General features: G+C 45.7%; 12 protein-coding genes. All 12 read left to right on the top strand.

Annotation, left to right across the window (positions count from 1 at the left end; all coding sequences use genetic code 11):
- The first annotated feature begins 264 nt into the window (after positions 1-264).
- The gene (locus R7Z47_RS11255; RefSeq protein WP_031779035.1) at positions 265-1,350 is read left to right on the top strand and encodes an AI-2E family transporter; all 1,086 of its coding nucleotides are present in this window, start codon (positions 265-267) and stop codon (positions 1,348-1,350) included.
- Between the two features lie 76 nt (positions 1,351-1,426).
- Positions 1,427-2,452 carry a 16S rRNA (guanine(1207)-N(2))-methyltransferase RsmC gene (gene rsmC, locus R7Z47_RS11250; RefSeq protein ID WP_025768200.1) on the top strand — a complete coding sequence of 342 codons (1,026 nt, stop codon included), beginning with the start codon at positions 1,427-1,429 and terminating at the stop codon, positions 2,450-2,452.
- A 226-nt stretch (positions 2,453-2,678) separates the two neighbouring features.
- On the top strand, positions 2,679-6,065 hold the full coding sequence (locus R7Z47_RS11245) for a response regulator (protein ID WP_062730455.1): 3,387 nt from the start codon (positions 2,679-2,681) through the stop codon (positions 6,063-6,065).
- 781 nt (positions 6,066-6,846) lie between these two features.
- Positions 6,847-8,529, top strand: coding sequence for an ABC transporter substrate-binding protein (locus R7Z47_RS11240; RefSeq protein WP_005380037.1), 1,683 nt, complete (start codon positions 6,847-6,849; stop codon positions 8,527-8,529).
- 170 nt (positions 8,530-8,699) lie between these two features.
- Complete coding sequence (locus R7Z47_RS11235; protein ID WP_005380038.1) at positions 8,700-9,686, top strand: ABC transporter permease; 987 nt, start codon at positions 8,700-8,702, stop codon at positions 9,684-9,686.
- 2 nt (positions 9,687-9,688) lie between these two features.
- Positions 9,689-10,714, top strand: a complete 1,026-nt coding sequence (locus R7Z47_RS11230; protein WP_025768199.1) for an ABC transporter permease — start codon at positions 9,689-9,691, stop codon at positions 10,712-10,714.
- A gap of 2 nt (positions 10,715-10,716) precedes the next feature.
- Positions 10,717-11,700, top strand: coding sequence for an ABC transporter ATP-binding protein (locus R7Z47_RS11225; protein ID WP_005380040.1), 984 nt, complete (start codon positions 10,717-10,719; stop codon positions 11,698-11,700).
- 47 nt (positions 11,701-11,747) lie between these two features.
- Positions 11,748-12,743 (top strand): ABC transporter ATP-binding protein, encoded by a 996-nt coding sequence (locus R7Z47_RS11220; RefSeq protein ID WP_005380041.1) that lies wholly within the window; start codon positions 11,748-11,750, stop codon positions 12,741-12,743.
- Positions 12,744-12,806: 63 nt separating this feature from the next.
- Positions 12,807-14,546: a glycoside hydrolase family 9 protein gene (locus tag R7Z47_RS11215; RefSeq protein ID WP_158174146.1), complete on the top strand. Its 1,740-nt coding sequence runs from the start codon at positions 12,807-12,809 to the stop codon at positions 14,544-14,546.
- A 2-nt stretch (positions 14,547-14,548) separates the two neighbouring features.
- Entirely contained in the window at positions 14,549-15,439 is an 891-nt protein-coding gene (locus R7Z47_RS11210) for an N-acetylglucosamine kinase (protein WP_005380046.1), read from the top strand.
- 8 nt (positions 15,440-15,447) lie between these two features.
- Positions 15,448-17,367, top strand: a complete 1,920-nt coding sequence (locus R7Z47_RS11205) for a beta-N-acetylhexosaminidase (RefSeq protein ID WP_318130068.1) — start codon at positions 15,448-15,450, stop codon at positions 17,365-17,367.
- A gap of 84 nt (positions 17,368-17,451) precedes the next feature.
- The gene (locus tag R7Z47_RS11200; protein ID WP_158174148.1) at positions 17,452-19,860 is read left to right on the top strand and encodes a GH36-type glycosyl hydrolase domain-containing protein; all 2,409 of its coding nucleotides are present in this window, start codon (positions 17,452-17,454) and stop codon (positions 19,858-19,860) included.
- Positions 19,861-19,877 lie beyond the last annotated feature (17 nt).

Raw genomic sequence — 19,877 nt, 5'->3', positions numbered from 1 at the left:
TAATACCCCAACGACAATGCCAAACCACGGTATTCGCTTAGCTTTTTTCTCGGTTTGACACTTTTTATCACCGTTGCAACAACCCATAGCTCATCTCTTGATTGATAACCGACTGATTTGTAGTCATTATAGCAAGGTACATCGCCCTGCTCTAATTCGGCATTGTCATAAGCTTGAAAGAGTTAAGAGTGCAAAGTAATAAAGGTTACACGCCATCATTGAAGGCATAAACCGTAAACGTCACCTGTAAGTTGGACTAATACCATGCCAAATAATGTAAAAATAACGTCGAGTCACCGAGTACTAATGGTTGCTTTACTCGCCGCTGCTTTTGCTTGCTACTTATTGGTTGAGCCATATATCAATTCCATTGTGATGGCTTTTATCATTTCTTTGCTCATGTTTCCGATACACGAATGGTTTGAGCAGAAAATTCCCAAGCACCCAAATATGGCAGCACTGCTGTCATGTGTCGTCTTGACGTTTATTATTGTTATCCCGCTTTTATTTGTGTTTGCAGCCATTGTTCAGCAAGGCTCTGTTTTCTCACAAAATACATATAATTGGGTTACCAATGGTGGCATCCAAGATATATTCCAACATCCTTTCGTTATCAAAGGCTTAGCGATTGTTAATGAGTACTTACCTTTTGATAAAATCGAGCCCAAAGCCATTGCTGAGAAAATTGGTCAATTTGCTACATCGTTTGGCTCTAACTTAGTTGCTATCAGCGCAAAGATTTTAGGAGACGCAACCAACTTCCTAATGAACTTCTTCCTGATGCTGTTTGTGCTGTTTTTTCTGCTTCGTGACCACGACAAAATTATCTCTGCGATTCGTCATATCCTGCCACTCTCACGTAGCCAAGAAGACCGCATATTGACAGAGATAGAGCAAGTTTCTAAATCAGCCGTGATGGGCTCATTCATGACAGCGATTGCTCAAGGTTTGGCTGGCGGCATCGGTATGTGGCTAGCTGGCTTCCCTGGGCTATTTTGGGGAACGATGATGGGCTTTGCATCATTCATTCCAGTGGTAGGAACCGCGCTAATCTGGATTCCTGCAGCAGCGTACTTGTTCTTAACAGGCGATATGACTTGGGCTATCTTCTTGACGGTGTGGAGTGTAGTTATCGTTGGCTCTATAGATAACCTATTACGTCCGTTGCTAATGCAAGGCAGCGCCGGCATGAATACCCTTATGATTTTCTTCTCATTACTGGGTGGTCTGCATCTGTTTGGTTTGATTGGTCTTATCTACGGCCCACTTATTTTTGCCGTGACCATGGTACTGTTTAATATCTACGAGGAAGAATTCAAAGACTTCCTTAACCAACAAGACAACAGCTAGTCACCGCTTAATCACTTCAAGCTTGGGGCAGATTGTGCGAAAATCTGCCCCAAATTATTTCTGATGAACCAAATTTATGTCTGCTTATATCGCTCCTAGCCAAATAGCTCAGCGCCAACTTGAATACTTCAACGGAAAACACGTTTTAGTCGCTGGTGAAGTTGAAGACCTATTTCCTCTTGAGTTAGTGGCTCATTGTGAGTCTGTTGAAGTGTTTACTTCCAACTATAGCTACTACCGCCAAATTCAAACCTCTGACAAAGTGAAAAGTCATTTTGGCTCTGTGTTTGATGTTGAAACAAAAGCAGACATGGTCCTTTTATACTGGCCAAAAGCAAAAGCTGAAGCAGAATACTTGCTGGCGATGTTGATGGCGAAACTGGGCATTAACACCGAAATCGTCATCGTTGGTGAAAACCGCTCCGGCATCAAGAGCATCGAGAAGATGTTCCAAGAATACGGCCCTGTGAACAAGTACGACTCTGCTCGTCGCTGCTCATTTTACTGGGGTAATTGCCTCAATGAACCAAAACCTTTCAACCAAGCAGATTGGTTTAAGTCTTACACTGTTACACTCGGTGAGCAGTCGCTAGCGGTTAAGAGCCTACCTGGCGTATTCAGCCATGGCGAGTTCGACTTAGGTAGCCGATTGCTGCTTGAAACCTTACCTAAGCTGTCGGGCAAAGTGCTCGACTTTGGTTGTGGTGCAGGTGTGCTCGGTGCGTTTATGGCGAAAGCGAATCCAGAGATCGCGATTGAGATGTGTGACATTAATGCTTATGCGATCACTTCTAGCCAAGCCACATTAGAAGCGAATGGTTTATCCGGACGCGTATTTGCATCAGATATATACTCGGATACCGCAAAAGACTACCGCTTTATTATCAGCAACCCGCCATTCCACAGTGGTTTAGACACAAATTACAACGCAGCGGAAACCTTGTTGGGCCAGGCACCACAATATCTAACCAAAGACGGCGAAATGGTGATTGTCGCGAATAGCTTCTTAAAATACCCACCAATTATCGAGCGGGCGTTTAATAATTGCGAGACGCTAAATAAGACCAATAAATTTTCTATCTACTACGCGAAAAAATCATAACTTCCCCCCGCGCAGGCACAAACCTGCGCGATTTTTTCTCATAAATTCAACACTCATAAGAAAAACTGCGTCACCCTGCACGCTTTACAACTAACTTTCTTGTCAAAGAAAAAAAACTCGTTAATTTTGTTAATTCTATCTAGTTGAACATCTTATCCGTTTTTAACGAGAACCTCGGCAGCGAAGTATGTTTTAGAACTGCCCATTATGAGTTGTAATCTTATCCATGTTTAAATTCTACAAAAAACAGAAATTTAAGCGCCTTCAGAGTACACTGATGACCGCATTTCTGGTGCTCAGTATCACACCTCTTACCATTACTGCGATCTTTTTCTTGCAGTCCCACAGTAAAGATCTGCAAGAACAAAGCACCTCGCACTTACTGTCTGTTCGAGATACAAAACAGCAGCAAATCATCGACTACTTTGAGGCACGAGAAACCGAAGTCATGGGCTTTGTGCGCTCAGAGTTGGCTTACGCCAGTGGTGGCCGATTCTACGGTCTCGTCAATGCTTTTAGTCGTTTAGGCAATGATATTGAAGAGTCTCGTAAAAACGCCCAACAGCGCTACATCGCGGGCAGCGGAGACCAAATCAAAACCTCAACGTTACCCGAGTCATCCAACTATGTAGGAAGTGAACGTTACCGACTTTTACATAAACGCTATCATTGGGCCTACTTGGAGCTCCTCAAGCGCTCTGATTTTAATGACATTTTGCTGGTCGACATCAATGGTAACGTCACCTACTCGATCAACAAAGACGATAACTACGGAACGAACTTGTTATCAGGCCCCTACAAAGACTCGGCACTTGGCAAAACTTTCAAGCGTCTCGCCGATGATGTGACTGAACGTCGAAAAGTAAACGAAGACTACACTCCTGTGATTGTGTCTGACTTCGAGCTGGAAGGGGGTAAATCAGTCGCTTGGCTAGGTGCACCAATTGTTCAACAAGGTTATCTACACAGCTATGCCATGTTCCGCTTGCCAAATAATGGCATCACTAAGTTAGCCGCAGACGCTAATCGAGAGTCATCCATTAACACCTTGCTGGTTGGAAATGATCACCAACCTCGCACAATTAACACGAAACAAGACGACATTAAGAACAGCTTAGAAGTGATCGATAAAGCACTCTCTGGTGCATTTGGTGTCGGCACTTACACAAACGGTTTAGGTGAAGAGATCATCGCGGCTTATGCACCGATTGAAACTCGTGGTGTGATTTGGGCGCTCGTCGTACAGTTACCAGAAAACGAAGCTTTCGCTCGTATCCATCAACTCGAAAAACTATTCGTTATCGCTATGTTGATCGCCATTATCCTTGTGGTGATCGCTTCTCACTATTTATCAAACTTTATCACTTCTCCGTTGCTGAAATTGACTTGGGTTGCCGAAAAGGTCTCTGCAGGGGATCTTGATGACACGTCTTTTAATACGGTTCGTAAAGATGAAATTGGTCGGCTTGCGTTAAGCTTTGAACGAATGCAACGCTCTATTCGAGAGAAGATTCAAACCATTAAGAAGCAAAATGAAGAACTAGAAAGCAACATACAGATCATTCAAAAACAGAATGAAGAACTGCAATTGGCCGATAAATTAAAAGATGAATTCTTAGCCACGACTTCTCATGAACTTCGTACACCGTTACACGGCATGGTCGGGATTGCTGAAACCTTAGCGTCCGGCGCCAATGGTGCGATCCCCGCTAGCCAGAAATATCAGCTTGATATCATCATTAAAAGTGGTCAGCGTCTCGCTAATCTAGTCGATGACTTGTTGGATTATCATAAAATGCGTTATGGAAGCATGGATATCCAGAAATCAGCAGTGAGTTTGGGCAGTGCAACACGATTGGTTTTAGAGCTTTCTAGCCATTTACTCGGAAGTAAAACCATCCGCATCATCAACCAAGTCCCAGCGGATTTAAAAGCAGTATCAGCTGACCCGCAACGCCTTGAACAAGTGCTATATAACCTGATTGGCAATGCGATTAAATACACCTCAGAAGGTAAAATTGTTATCTCCGCTAATGTGGTAGATGATCATGTACGCGTACAAGTCGTGGATACTGGACAAGGAATTCCCGCAGAACAACTTGAACATATTTTTGAACCACTCATCCAAGCAGGGCAAGACGCGAGCCGTTATCGTCAAGGTGCAGGGCTTGGGCTCTCCATTAGCCGGCAATTGATCGAATTAATGGGAGGCTCGTTATACGTCAGTAGCCAACCAATGGTCGGAACTACCTTCAGTTTCACTTTACCGCTCGCCAGTGAAGAAGAAATCCAAGCAACCCAGACTCTAGCTGCGCACGGGCACTTCCAAATTCCTGAAGTTAATGTAGAGAACAGCGAAGACTTATCACTTCCAGAGAACCCAGACGGCCCGTTACTGTATGTTGCTGACGATGAACCAGTAAACTTACGCGTGCTTGAAAGCTTTTTACGTTTAGAGGGCTATCGTGTGCGTACCGTCTCCGATGGGCCAGAAACGTTAGCGCTCGTCGAGCAAGAGAAGCCGGAACTTCTGTTATTGGATATCATGATGCCAGGCATGAGCGGCTACCAAGTTTGTAGTGAACTACGTGAAACCTATGATCATGCCGAGTTGCCAATCATTATGCTCACCGCACTCAGTCAAACAGAAGATCGTGTAAGAGGTTTTGAAGCAGGAGCCAACGACTATTTATCGAAACCATTTAATAAACAAGAGTTGGCGGCACGTATCCAAGCGCATTTAACGGCAAGTAAAGCAGAAATGCGCCATATGGAAAACAAAGTGCTAGAGTCTGAACTGAGACAGCGAGCAGTCGTTGAAGCAAGCTTACTTGAGACTCAAGGTCGTTTGTTGGAACAGCTAGAATCGGCTCCTGAAGCAATCATCTGTCTACGTGAAGACAAGCGTATTCGCTTTGCTAACGAAGCTGCTTGTAAGCTATTCAAGCGCAGCTTAGAACAGCTAAAGCGCTCATCTGCTGATGAGCTGATTGCCCCTAAATATCTAACCGTCAAACAACCTCATTACTGTGGTAAGATTGATATCTATATTGAAGATATTCGTCAGAACATCGAAGCAGACATTCTTAAGCTCCCTGAAGGTTCAGGGTTAGATATCATGTACATCTTTAATGTCGGCGGTGGAGCCAGTGCCGCTCGCATACATAATCTAGAAACCGCCGTAGAAGTGCTTTCAAGTTATGCATTTGATGGTGACAAAGACCAATTGCAAAAGCTAAAAGAGCTTGGCGGAGAATTTACGCGCCTTGCAGACAAAGCGCTCGGTAATAAAAAAGACAAGCAAGAACTTATGCGAGAAGTTCTAGTAGACGCAATGACACATGCTTTAGAGTATTGGGAATCTGTAACGGGTGAAAGTAAGTTCGCATTTGCAGAGCAAAGTGGCTTGTGGCGCGTTTATCTAGACCGTAGTACTTTGCAAACACGCACTTTAGATAAATACATGCGTATAGAAACATTACCCAAAACACCACGTTGGAGAACGGTGCTAAGCTCGATAGAGTTCATTCTCGAACACTGCAAAGAACAGAGCCCCGAGAGAGCATACATAGAAGCACAACGAGATAAACTACAGCGACTATTGACCAGCTAATATTTATCAAAAAAACTAGCCCAGCGTGCATGCTGGGCTTTTTTGTTATTCAAGTATTCCCTTCCTAGAGATAAAAGAGACCGCCTCTTCCTACCCCATTAACATATTTCCAATAACGAACATTCGGTTAGACATCGCTATCTATTGTTGGTCTTCAAAACGTACGATCTTATCCATTTAACTGGCCTTAATTAGGTAAGTTCGAGCAACCAAAAAACTTCATTCATACAATAAAAAAAGGACGACAAACGGAAGAAAACTGTCGATAAAAAAGGCCATTTTTCAGATAACAAGCGGATTTTGACGAACTATTGATAGAGATTGCGAACTTAATCACAACAGAACGGCAGATTAATTTTTAGCTGATTAATTAACACCATTTCTGTATGTGAGCGAGATCTCCGAACCTAGAAACCAAGCAAGAAACGTATATTTTAAATGGATCACCAGGTTAGTAATCACCAACACTCATTATTAACAAGGATATAAACTGCGACGCATATCAACGTTTATTTTTTGTCCCTCTACTGGTTAAAATTAGCCAAAATAACGTTTATAACGGAGAGCTCAGAGATTTTAACGTTTTTAACGGGAATCAAGTTTGATTATTTTATGGATAAGGTGTTTTCTTACTCCTGCCTAAGGCCTACAGGCCACTCTTGGCGAAACTCAATGTTGTAATGAGTAAGGCATGTACAAGAGGTAGGTCTTAGAGAGTGTTTATCAATTGATGACATTCAATTCCATTTAGTGAAATGAAAGCAAATAGTAAGGAACAGCTATGCTTGCCAATATTAAAAAAACAGCACTAGCAACAGCAATTATTGCAACGGCTACTACAGGTTTTGCATCGGTAGCTACTGCGGCTGAACGCAGTGAACTGACTATCCACCCTAAAGAGTTTACAACTTTCGTTCGTAACTTTAACCCTTTCTTGGGTGCAACTAACCTGCACACAACAACCGACTTTATTTACGAGCCGCTCGTTGTTTTTAACGAAATGCACGGTAACACGCCTGTATTTCGTCTAGCAGAAAACTTTACCATGGCTGATGACCTGATGAGCGTAACCTTCGATATCCGTAAGGGCGTAAAATGGTCTGATGGCAAAGCGTTTACCGCTGATGATGTTGTTTACTCTTTCAACCTAGTTAAAGAGAAGCCAGAGCTAGACCAATCTGGTATCAACTCTTGGGTGACTGGCGTAGAAAAAGTTAACGACTACCAAGTTAAATTCCGTCTAAGCGAAGCAAACTCAAACGTTCCTTACGAAATTGCGAAAGTACCCGTCGTACCTAAGCACGTATGGAGCAAAGTAAAAGATCCAGCAACATTCACAAACGAAAATCCAGTAGGCAGTGGTCCATTTACTGAAATCGACACTTTCACACCGCAGCTATATATCCAGTGTGAGAACCCGAATTATTGGGATGCTGACAACCTAGATGTAGATTGTCTGCGTGTGCCACAAATCGCGAACAACGACCAATTCTTGGGCAAAATCGTTAACGGCGAAATGGACTGGACGTCTTCATTCGTACCAGACATCGACCGTACGTACGCTGCAGCAAGTCCGAATCACCACTACTGGTACCCACCAGCGGGTACTCAAGCATTTGTAGTGAACTTCAAAAACCCAGACGCTGCGAAAAACGAAGCACTAACTAACGTTGACTTCCGTCGTGCGTTCTCTATGGCGCTAGACCGTCAAACTATCATTGATATCGCTTTCTACGGCGGCGGTACAGTGAACGACTTCGCATCTGGTCTTGGCTACGCATTCGAAGCTTGGTCTGATGAAGAGACGCACAACAAGTACAAAGGCTACAACACATACAACGCGGAAGGTGCGAAAAAGCTTCTAGCTAAAGCTGGCTTCAAAGATGTAAACAAAGATGGCTTTGTGGATACACCATCTGGCAAGTCTTTCGAGCTTCTAATTCAATCACCAAACGGTTGGACTGACTTCAACAACACGGTACAGCTAGCCGTTGAGCAACTAGCAGAAGTGGGCATTAAAGCTCGTGCTCGTACACCGGACTTCTCGGTATACAACCAAGCTATGCTAGAAGGTACTTACGACGTTGCTTACACCAACTACTTCCACGGTGCAGATCCACACTTGTACTGGGATAGTGGCTACAACTCGAAGCTACAAGCTGGTGACGGCATGCCTCGCTTTGCAATGCACTTCTACAAGAACGATAAGCTAGACGGTCTTCTTAACAGCTTCTACAAGACAGCAGATAAGCAAGAACAACTAGAGATCGCTCATGGCATTCAGAAGATCATTGCTCAGGACCAAGTAACTATTCCTGTGCTATCTGGCGCGTACATGTACCAATACAACACAACTCGCTTCACTGGTTGGTGGAACGAAGAAAACCCTAAGGGCCGTCCAAACATTTGGGCAGGTATCCCAGAGCGTCTACTTCACGTACTGGACCTAAAACCAGTTAAATAAGTAGAAGTTCATTTCAAGCGGCATACATCCCGTGTGCCGCCTATAAAAATCCCTTGTTAACGAAACCAATATGTGGCGCTCGTCGTCAGGGGATTTTTCGCTCTAAATTTCGCTAGGAGCGACCTGAAACCAGAAACAGGGAAAAAATCTGGGTGAGTAAGGTGTGAGTTATGGGTTATTTTTTAAGACGTTTGTCGTTCTATCTTGTCGCGCTCTTAGTTGCAGCGACGTTAAACTTTATTATTCCGCGAGCAATGCCTGGTGACCCAGTTACCATGATGTTTGCTAATGCTTCAGTACAGGTGACTCCAGAACGAATCGCAGCAATGAAAGAACTGCTCGGTTTCGTTGATGGGCCAATTTACATTCAGTACTTCTCGTACATTAAAAACATTCTAAGTTGGGAATTGGGCACCTCAATCCAGTTCTACCCACTTTCAGTTAATTCTTTACTAGGTAGTGCATTTGGCTGGTCACTATTTCTAGCTGGTACTGCGGTTGTACTTTCTTTCTCCATCGCTTCTGTCCTTGGTATTTTTGCCGCCTGGAAGCGCGGTAGTAAGTACGATGCATTCGTAACGCCTGGCACATTGATCATTCAAGCTATTCCACAAATGGTTATCGCAATGTTAGCGCTGTTTACCTTTGCGATTGGCCTGAAATGGTTCCCATCTGGCTATGCTTACACGCCAGGTACTATTCCTGATTGGACAAGCTGGGAGTTCATCAAGAACGTGGGTTACCACGCTGTACTACCTCTATTCTGTGCAACCATCGTTCAAATTGGTGGCTTCCTAGTTAACATGCGTAACAACATGATCAACCTTCTCGCCGAAGACTATATCACGATGGCTAAAGGTAAAGGGCTGAGTGAAAACCGCGTCGTCTTTAATTACGCCGCACGTAACGCACTACTTCCAAGTGTTACCGCACTGTCTATGTCTCTAGGTATGGCCATCGGTGGTCAATTAATCATCGAGATGATTTTCAACTACCCAGGCCTAGGTACTGTTCTATTGAACGCAATTCACGCTCGTGACTACCAAGTACTTCAAGGTCAGTTAATTATCATGACGATGTTCATGCTGTGCTTCAACTTAATGGCTGACATGCTGTACATGATTCTAGACCCTCGCCTACGTACGGGAGGCAAATAATCATGAAAGAACTATTCAAACTTATTTTAGGTAACGCATTCGCTCGCATTGGTCTTGGCATTGTTACGCTGTTCGTGTTCGTTGCGATTGCCGCTCCTTTACTTACAAAGCATGCGCCAGACAAGCGAACCGGTAACCCGCACGAATACCCAAGCTTTGTTGTAAAACAGGCACAAAACAATCCTGATGGTTGGGTCGCTAAAAACCTAGCAGACGATCGTCGTACGCTGATTATGTCTAAAAAGGCCGACCACGTATTAGGTACTAGCCGAATGGGTCGCGATATCTGGTCGCAAGTGGCTTACGGTGCACGAGTATCACTGGGTGTAGGCTTTGGCGCTGGCATCATCGTGTGCTTCTTAGCAACAGTCATTGGTATATCGGCAGGTTACTTCGGCGGCAAAGTGGATGACGTATTGAGTGCCGCGATGAACATCATGTTAGTAATCCCGCAGTATCCATTGCTATTCGTGTTGGCGGCCTTTATCGGTGAAGCAGGCCCACTCACCATTGCCTTGATTATCGCTGGTACTTCTTGGGCATGGGGTGCACGTGTTGTCCGCTCTCAAACTATGGCACTACGCGAGAAAGAGTTCGTTAAAGCTGCCGAAGTATTGGGAGAGTCTTCATTCCGCATCATCTTCGTTGAGATTTTACCAAACCTTATCCCAATTGTCGGTGCGAGCTTCATTGGCTCAGTAATGCTGGCGATCAACACTGAAGCGGTCATTTCGTTCCTAGGTTTGGGTGATGCCAACACGATCAGTTGGGGCATCATGCTTTACAACGTGCAAACCTCATCAGCCATGCTGATTGGCGCATGGTGGGAAGTACTAGCACCTTGTATTGCCCTAACACTACTGGTTACTGGTCTTGCTCTGTTGAACTTTGCCGTTGACGAAATTGCGAACCCTCAACTTCGTTCTCACAAAGGCATGAAACGCTGGAAAAAACTAGCAGCAAAAGACAAGAAAGAGCGTGAGCCTGAACTGGCACCACAAAATGCACTATGGAGCGGAGATAAATAATCATGACTGCACCACTAATTTCCATCCGTAACCTATGCGTAGACTACATCACAGACGCGGGCGATGTCCGCGCCTGTAACAACGTGAGCTTCGACATTGCACCAGGTGAAGTATTCGGTCTGGCTGGTGAATCTGGCTGTGGCAAATCCACTGTTGCCTTCTCACTAATGCGCCTTCATAAGCCACCAGCGTTTATCACAGGTGGTGAGGTTATCTTCAACGGTGAAGATATCCTTCAGTACAGCGATGATCGCATGCAAGCGTTCCGCTGGAGTGAAATGTCGATGGTATTCCAGAGTGCGATGAACGCTTTGAACCCTGTTCTAACCATGGAAGAGCAGTTCTGTGACGTCATCATGCGTCATACCAATATGACTCGCGCTCAAGCAAAAACACGCGCTGAAGGTCTGCTGGAAATCGTTGATATCCACCCTAGCCGATTGAGTGATTACCCGCACCAGTTCTCTGGTGGTATGCGTCAACGTCTAGTAATCGCAATCGCTTTGGCTCTGAACCCAAAAATGATCATCATGGACGAACCGACTACCGCATTGGATGTAGTGGTTCAACGTGAAATTCTACAAAAAATTTACGCGCTTAAAGAAGAGTTTGGTTTCTCAATTCTGTTCATCACACATGACTTGTCATTGATGGTCGAGTTCTCGGATCGTATCGGCATCATGTACTCAGGTGAGTTGATTGAAGTCGCGCCTTCTAAGCAAATTCTGGAAAGTCCTTACCACCCTTACACCAAAGGTTTGGGTAGCTCTTTCCCTCCACTAACTGGACCAAAGACCAAATTGACTGGTATTCCAGGTAACCCGTTGAACTTGCTAGAAGTACCACGGGGCTGCCGCTTCCAAGCTCGTTGCGATCGCGTACATGAAGCATGTACACGTGTACCAACCCAATTACGTCAAATTGAACCAGGTCGCCTCTCAAATTGCCATTTGTACGGCGACACCATTGCTCAAGCTAAGGTTTAACAACAAAAAAACGCTAGCTAAGAACAAAAATTACACTGGAGAGAATTATGAGCAAACAATTCGGCGAACTGCTGATTGAGGGTAAAAATGTCGTTAAGGACTTCCCTTTAAACAGTAACTCAATCAAACAATCTAAGATGCGCGCAATCAACGACGTCTCTTTCAAAATGTACAAGAGCCGCGGCTTGTCAGTGGTAGGTGAATCTGGTTCAGGTAAGTCTACTACTGCAAAAATGATTGCAAAAATGTACGCACCAACCGATGGCATCATTGAATACAAAGGTCGTGATATCCAAGACATCACCTCTCGTCACGATTTAATGACCTACCGTGAAGGTGTACAAATGGTGTGGCAAGACCCGTTTGGCTCGCTAAACCCAACGCACAATATCTTCCACCATATTGCGCGCCCGCTGCTGATTCATAAGAAAGTAGCACCGGGCAACAAGAAAGAACTGGAAGAGCGTGTGTACGACCTACTTGAACAAGTTGGTCTTATTCCACCAAAAGAAACGGCGCAAAAGTTCCCGCACCAGCTATCTGGCGGTCAGCGTCAACGTGTAAACCTAGCTCGTAACATCGCAGTTGGTGCAGAAGTGGTATTGGCGGATGAGCCAACATCGATGCTCGATGTATCAATCCGTGCCGGTGTTCTGAACTTGATGGAAGAGATGAAGTTCGAGAAACAAATGTCTCTGCTTTACATCACTCACGACATCGCAACAGCGCGTTACATTGCTGAAGATCTCGCGGTCATGTACGTAGGTCACATGGTTGAATGGGGCGATACTGAAGAAATCATTCACGATCCTCAACACCCATATACGCAACTGTTGGTATCTGCGGTTCCAGATCCATCGAAGTCTATTCACGAGAAACTGAAAGGCAACAAAGGGGAAATCCCACTTTGGACACCAGAATCTGTCGGCTGTCCATTTGCTGGACGTTGTGTACACGCTACCGACAAATGTCGCGAACGACTACCGGGCGTCACTCAACTGTCCGACAACCACTTTGTCCGCTGTTACTTATTTGAAGATTAATCATAACGAGGGTCAGGTTCAGCCTGGCCCATTCCTGTTTTTATCGTTTCCCGGAGACATTGAATGCTGCTACTGACTAACCACATTGGTTATGAACGTCTGGGCCCAAAGAAAGCCATTATCCAGACCGAACAACCACACTTGTCTTCTTACACTGCTCAATTGATTTGTGCCACTAGCGAGCAAACCGTGGCAACTTTTGCGGTTGAAGAACAAGGTAAAGTGGCGAACTGGCATCAGGGCTATTTCTACCTCATCGACTTTTCCTCTTTCACAACGTCAGGTGACTATTTCTTGCAAGTAGAAGATAAGCGCTCTTCCTCTTTCATCGTTGGCGAACACATTCTGTTGGATCAAACTTTGTCAGATGTGATCCACTACTTCAAATCGCAACGTTGCGGCGGGATCTTCGATCAACAAGATCGACAACTTCCAGTACTAAACTCCAATAAAAAGGTTGATGTACACGGCGGCTGGTACGACGCATCAGGAGACGTTAGCAAGTATTTAAGTCACCTTTCATACGCGAATTATTTGAATCCTCAACAAACCCCAATGGTGGTTTGGAACATCCTAAAAGGGGTTTCATTGCTTGAAGGAAGCGAAGACATTGCAGCTTTCACACGTACACGTCTGATTGAAGAAGCCCTGTTCGGTGCAGACTTTCTTGTGCGTATGCAAAACGAAAAAGGCTTTTTCTACATGACGGTCTTTGACAAGTGGAGCAAAGATACTGCGCAACGCGAGATTTGCGCGTACGAAACTCAACTTGGTCACAAATTTGACGACTATCAAGCAGGCTTTCGACAAGGTGGCGGTGTCGCCATTGCAGCGCTAGCGGCAGCGTCGCGTTTAAGTGTTCACGGTGAATACGATCAACAAAAATACCGCAACGCTGCCGAAAATGGTTACTGGCACTTAAAAGAGCACAATACGCAGTACCTCAATGATGGGGAAGAAAACATTATCGACGAATACTGTGCGCTACTGGCTTGTGTAGAACTGTTTAAAGCAACCAAAGAAACTCGCTACTTGGAAGAGAGCCGTTTCTGGGCGCAACGTTTAGTTGCACGCCAAATGAGCGACGAACAGATTCAACACTTTTGGTCAGCAAACCAAGACGGCAGCCGTCCATATTTTCACGCAGCCGAAGCTGGCCTACCAGTTATTGCCCTATGCGAATATCTATTAATTGAAGACGACTCAGCACGAGCGGAATCGGTAAAACGTATCGTCAACCTAGCGTGTGAGTTTGAGATCACAATATCGAATAAAGTGATCAACCCATTCGGTTACCCTCGCCAATATGTTAAAGGCGTAAATGAGTCAAAACGCGAGGCATTTTTTGTCGCACACAACAATGAATCTGGCTATTGGTGGCAAGGCGAGAATGCTCGACTGGGCTCACTCGCGACCATGGCGTACCTTGCTCAACCGCATATAGCGTCGCAAGAAGTACAGCAACAACTTTCTGTGTTTGCTCAAGATGCATTGAACTGGGTTGTAGGCTTAAACCCATACGACATGTGCATGCTAGATGGCCATGGTCGTAACAACCCTGATTACCTCCCTCAATATGGTTTCTTCAACGCAAAAGGTGGCGTGTGTAACGGAATCACTGGCGGCTTTGAAGACGAGGAAGACATTGCATTTAACCCACCAGCACAAAAAGAAGACGTGTTACAAAACTGGCGCTGGGGCGAACAATGGATCCCGCATGGCGCTTGGTACTTACTCGCGATAATGAGTCAAGCTCAGCATGTTTCTCAGTTGGCGACCTCTAAAAATATGAAGGAAGAATAATCATGGGAATGTATTTTGTCGGTATCGATGGTGGCGGCACGTCATGTCGAGCCAGGATTAAAGATTCACAAGGTAATTTTCTTGGCGAGGCCAAAAGCGGCAGTGCCAACATCATGCTAGGTGCTGAAATAGCAATGGCTTCGATTCTTGAATCCATCACTTCGGCTACCGAGCAAGGCGGTCTGACACAACAAGATTTCGCGTCGATGCACGTCGGCTTAGCCCTTGCTGGCGCAGAGCACAAAGCATCTTGGCAAGCCTTCATGTCTCTTCCTCATCCATTTGCCAGTATGACTCTGAATACCGATGCTTACGGTGCGTGCGTTGGTGCGCACAATGGCGAAGATGGCGCAATCATGATTGCGGGAACCGGTTCTTGTGGCATCTACCTTAACGGATTGGAGCAACATGTTGTCGGTGGTCGTGAGTTCCCTATTTCGGATCAAGGTGGCGGCGCAGTGATGGGGCTACGCCTAGTTCAGCAAGTTTTGTTAGCTGAAGATGGCATCAGAGAAAAAACGCCCCTAGCACAACACGTTATGACGCATTTCGAAAATGAGGTCGACAACGTGGTGGCGTGGTCAAAACAGGCGCTTCCTCGTGATTATGGGCAGTTTTCTCCGGCTATTTTCCAACATGCGGAACAAGGCGATGCACTGGCCATTGAAATGCTGAAGCAAACCGCAGCGGATATAGAAATGTTTCTCGTGGCATTAAACAAGCGCGGCGCAACACGTATTTGTTTAATGGGCAGCATAGCTGAACGCATTGTACGTTGGCTTTCACCACCAGTTCAGCAATGGATTGTTGAGCCACAGTTTGACGCGATTGAAGGCGCAATTATGTTTGCTGGCAAACCAGAACATAACCTTTACTCGCTCAGTGCGGCGTAGGAGTAGATATGGAATATCGTGTTGATCTCGTAGTCCTTTCTGAGCAGAAACAAAACTGCCGCTTTGGCCTCACCTTTCATAACTTGAGCGACCAAGACCTAAACAGCTGGAGCTTAACTTTCGCTTTCGATCGTTACATTCTTCCAAACAGCGTTTCAAATGGTCAACTGACTCAAATTGGTAGTTTTTGCACACTTAAACCAGAAGGGGTGGTACTGGCTGCCAACCATCACTATTACTGTGAATTCAGTATTGGTTCGAACCCATTCCGTTATTACTCGGATGGCTTTAACGAAGCGATGATCAACTTTGTCGTTGATGGAAACCCACAGCGCGCACAAGTGGATGTCACGCCTATCGTATTAGCTTCACCATACCGTGAACGCAGTGAGATTCCGGCAAGTTTAATCCATGCACAGCCCTTGCTGCCAAAACCAAACCATATTGAGGTCAGCGATCACTATTTTAGCTTTGATCATCATGCTGGCGTCGCGGTTTATTCAAGCCTGGCCAATTCAGCTAAAGAATGGCTACTTGAAGAGCTTAAGCGCATTCACCAATTTGAGTTCGCATCAGACAATGGCAGTCAGATCATCTTCAAAGGCAACCCAACCTTGGATGAAGGCGCTTACAAACTGAAAGTAGCCGAAGAGTCAATCAAAATTGAAGCAGGATCTTCGTCTGGTTTTACCCATGCTTGTGCAACGTTATTACAACTAATCAAAGTTGGCGATCAACCTAACTCAATGGAAGTAGTTTGCTGTTCAATCAAAGACAGGCCACGTTTTCGTTACCGCGGTATGATGCTGGATTGTGCTCGTCATTTTCACTCCGTTGAGCAAGTCAAACGCTTGATCAACCAACTGGCTCATTACAAGTTCAATACGTTCCATTGGCATCTTACCGACGATGAGGGTTGGCGAATTGAAATCAAATCACTGCCTCAACTGACCGATATTGGTGCTTGGCGCGGATTGGATGAGATCAATGAACCACAGTACACGCACTTTGATGAACGTTACGGCGGCTTCTACACACAAGAAGACATCAAAGACGTTATCGAATTTGCATCGCAACGCGGCATCACCATCATTCCTGAAATTGATGTACCTGGTCATTGCCGAGCCGCCATCAAGTCGTTACCACACCTATTGGTAGAAGCGGAAGATACCACCGAATACCGCAGTATTCAGCATTACAACGACAACGTCATTAACCCTGCTCTGCCGGGGAGTTATGAATTTATCGACAAAGTGCTAGAAGAGGTCTCTGCGCTTTTTCCTGCGCCTTACGTTCATATTGGTGCCGACGAAGTACCTAACGGCGTATGGTCAAAAAGCCCAGCATGCCAAGCACTAATGGAACAACTGTGTTACAGCGACTACAAAGATTTGCAAGGACACTTCTTGCGTTATGCCGAAGACAAACTTCGTAAATTGGGCAAACGCATGCTGGGCTGGGAAGAAGCTCAACACGGCGACAAAGTCAGTAAAGATACGGTGATCTACTCATGGCTAAGCGAAGAAGCGGCATTGAACTGTGCTCGCCAAGGCTTTGATGTGGTGCTGCAACCAGCACAAACCACTTACCTAGATATGACCCAAGACTACGCACCTGAAGAACCGGGCGTGGACTGGGCAAACCCACTGCCACTAGAAAAAGCTTACAACTACGAGCCGCTCGCTGAAGTGCCTGCTGACGACCCAATACGTAAGCGCATTTGGGGCATTCAAACAGCATTATGGTGCGAAATTATCAATAACCAACCTCGCATGGACTACATGATCTTCCCTCGTTTAACTGCAATGGCAGAAGCATGTTGGACAGACAAACAACACCGAGATTGGACCGACTATTTATCACGCTTGAAAGGCCATCTACCTCTGCTTGATTTGCAGGGAGTGAATTACCGTAAACCGTGGAAGTAATACAAAACTGATGTCGAAACATCACGCTTAAACAGTTTTTAAATTTTGGCTGCTGATGCAGCTTCGTAAAAAGGAAAGACACAAATGAAATACGGCTATTTCGATAACGAGAATCGCGAATACGTCATCACTCGCCCTGACGTACCAGCACCATGGACCAACTACCTAGGTACTGAGAAGTTCTGTACGGTTATCTCGCACAACGCGGGTGGCTACTCGTTCTACAACTCTCCAGAATACAACCGTGTTACTAAATTCCGTCCAAATGCGACATTCGATCGCCCAGGACACTACGTTTACTTGCGTGATGATGAGACAGGTGATTACTGGTCAATCTCTTGGCAACCAGTTGCGAAGAGCCTAGACGAAGCAAACTACGAAGTTCGTCACGGCTTGTCTTACTCTAAGTTCAAATGTGAATACAGCGGTATTACCGCAACAAAAACTCTGTTCGTGCCAAAAGGCGAAGACGCTGAAATCTGGGATGTAGTGATTAAAAACACCTCTGACAAACCACGCACGATCAGCGCATTCTCATTTGTTGAGTTCTCATTCAGCCACATTCAATCTGATAACCAAAACCATCAGATGTCTCTGTATTCAGCAGGTACGGCTTACAATGAAGGCGTGATTGAGTACGACCTGTACTACAACACGAATGATTTCGAAGGTTTCTACTACCTAGCTTCAACATTTGATCCAGATTCATACGACGGTCAACGTGACAGCTTCCTTGGCCTATACCGTGACGAAGCAAACCCGCTAGCGGTAGAACAAGGTAAGTGTTTCAACACAGCACAAACGTGTTACAACCACTGTGGCTCTCTGCACAAGCAATTCACTATCCAGCCGGGTGAAGAAGTTCGCTTTGCTTACATTCTAGGTATCGGTAAAGGCAATGGTGACCGTCTACGTGCTAAGTACCAAGACTTTGCAGAAGTCGACAATGCATTTGCGGGTATCAAAGCACACTGGGATGAACGCTGTGGCAAGTTCCAAGTGAAATCACCAAACGAAGGTCTAGATACCATGATCAACGCTTGGACACTGTACCAAGCAGAAACTTGTGTGGTGTGGTCTCGCTTTGCTTCATTCATCGAAGTGGGAGGCCGTACTGGTCTTGGTTACCGCGATACAGCGCAAGATGCAATCTCAGTTCCTCACGCTAACCCAGCAATGACGCGCAAACGTATCGTTGACCTACTGCGCGGCCAAGTAAAAGCGGGCTACGGTCTACACCTATTCGATCCAGATTGGTTTGATCCAGAAAAAGCGGATGTTAAACCATCGAAATCCCCAACCGTGGTTCCAACACCGTCTGATGAAGACAAGATTCACGGCATCGAAGACACTTGTTCCGATGACCATCTATGGCTAGTTCCAACCATCTGTAAGTACGTGATGGAAACCGGTGAGCACAGCTTCTTCGACGAAGTGATCCCTTACGCCGACGGTGGCGATGCAACGGTTTATGACCACATGAAAGCCGCGCTAGACTTCTCGGCGGAGTACGTCGGTCAAACCGGTATCTGTAAAGGTCTGCGTGCAGACTGGAACGACTGTCTGAACCTAGGTGGTGGCGAATCTTCAATGGTGTCGTTCCTACATTTCTGGGCACTGCAGGAGTTCATCGACCTAGCGAAATACCTAGGCAAAGAAGCCGACGTAGAGAAATACACGGAAATGGCAGCAAACGTGCGTGAAGCTTGTGAAACCCACCTTTGGGATGACGAAGGCGGTTGGTACATCCGTGGTCTGACGAAGAATGGCGACAAGATCGGTACTGCGCAACAAGCGGAAGGCCGAGTACACCTCGAGTCAAACACGCTTGCGGTACTTTCCGGAGCGGTATCTCAAGAGCGCGGCGAAAAAGCGATGGACGCTGTCGATGAGAACCTATTCTCTGAATACGGCCTCCACCTAAACTCACCATCTTTTGCAACACCGAATGATGATATCGGCTTCGTAACTCGTGTTTACCAAGGCGTAAAAGAGAACGGTGCGATCTTCTCGCATCCAAATCCATGGGCTTGGGTAGCTGAAGCGAAACTGGGTCGTGGTGATCGTGCAATGAAGTTCTACGATGCACTTAACCCATACAACCAGAACGACATCATCGAAAAACGTATTGCAGAACCTTACTCATACGTACAGTTCATCATGGGTCGTGACCACCAAGACCACGGTCGTGCAAACCACCCATGGTTAACAGGTACGTCAGGCTGGGCTTACTTCGCTGTTACCAACTTTATCCTTGGTGTGCGTACAGGCTTCGATGGCCTAACTATCGATCCATGTATCCCAACGAACTGGCCTGGTTTCGAAGTGACTCGTCAATGGCTAGGTGCAACGTACAACATCAAAGTCGTTAACCCAGACTCAGTAAGCAAAGGCGTTAAGTCGATTACTGTGAACGGTGAAGCAGTGAATGGTGCCTCTGTCCCAGTTCAAGCGGAAGGTTCAGTAAACGAAGTTATCGTTACTCTAGGTTAATCATCTTTTGGGGGAGT

Source organism: Vibrio sp. 1641, from assembly GCF_033339995.1.
GTDB classification, from domain to species: Bacteria; Pseudomonadota; Gammaproteobacteria; order Enterobacterales; family Vibrionaceae; genus Vibrio; species Vibrio alginolyticus.
The sequence above is the reverse complement of the archived record's forward strand: the minus strand, read 5'-3'. Positions and strand labels throughout refer to the sequence as shown.

Coding starts and splice junctions, on each gene's coding strand:
- R7Z47_RS11255 (WP_031779035.1), top strand. CDS start 265: ATGCCAAATAATGTAAAAATAACGTCGAGTCACCGAGTACTAATGGTT.
- rsmC (WP_025768200.1), top strand. CDS start 1,427: ATGTCTGCTTATATCGCTCCTAGCCAAATAGCTCAGCGCCAACTTGAA.
- R7Z47_RS11245 (WP_062730455.1), top strand. CDS start 2,679: ATGTTTAAATTCTACAAAAAACAGAAATTTAAGCGCCTTCAGAGTACA.
- R7Z47_RS11240 (WP_005380037.1), top strand. CDS start 6,847: ATGCTTGCCAATATTAAAAAAACAGCACTAGCAACAGCAATTATTGCA.
- R7Z47_RS11235 (WP_005380038.1), top strand. CDS start 8,700: ATGGGTTATTTTTTAAGACGTTTGTCGTTCTATCTTGTCGCGCTCTTA.
- R7Z47_RS11230 (WP_025768199.1), top strand. CDS start 9,689: ATGAAAGAACTATTCAAACTTATTTTAGGTAACGCATTCGCTCGCATT.
- R7Z47_RS11225 (WP_005380040.1), top strand. CDS start 10,717: ATGACTGCACCACTAATTTCCATCCGTAACCTATGCGTAGACTACATC.
- R7Z47_RS11220 (WP_005380041.1), top strand. CDS start 11,748: ATGAGCAAACAATTCGGCGAACTGCTGATTGAGGGTAAAAATGTCGTT.
- R7Z47_RS11215 (WP_158174146.1), top strand. CDS start 12,807: ATGCTGCTACTGACTAACCACATTGGTTATGAACGTCTGGGCCCAAAG.
- R7Z47_RS11210 (WP_005380046.1), top strand. CDS start 14,549: ATGGGAATGTATTTTGTCGGTATCGATGGTGGCGGCACGTCATGTCGA.
- R7Z47_RS11205 (WP_318130068.1), top strand. CDS start 15,448: ATGGAATATCGTGTTGATCTCGTAGTCCTTTCTGAGCAGAAACAAAAC.
- R7Z47_RS11200 (WP_158174148.1), top strand. CDS start 17,452: ATGAAATACGGCTATTTCGATAACGAGAATCGCGAATACGTCATCACT.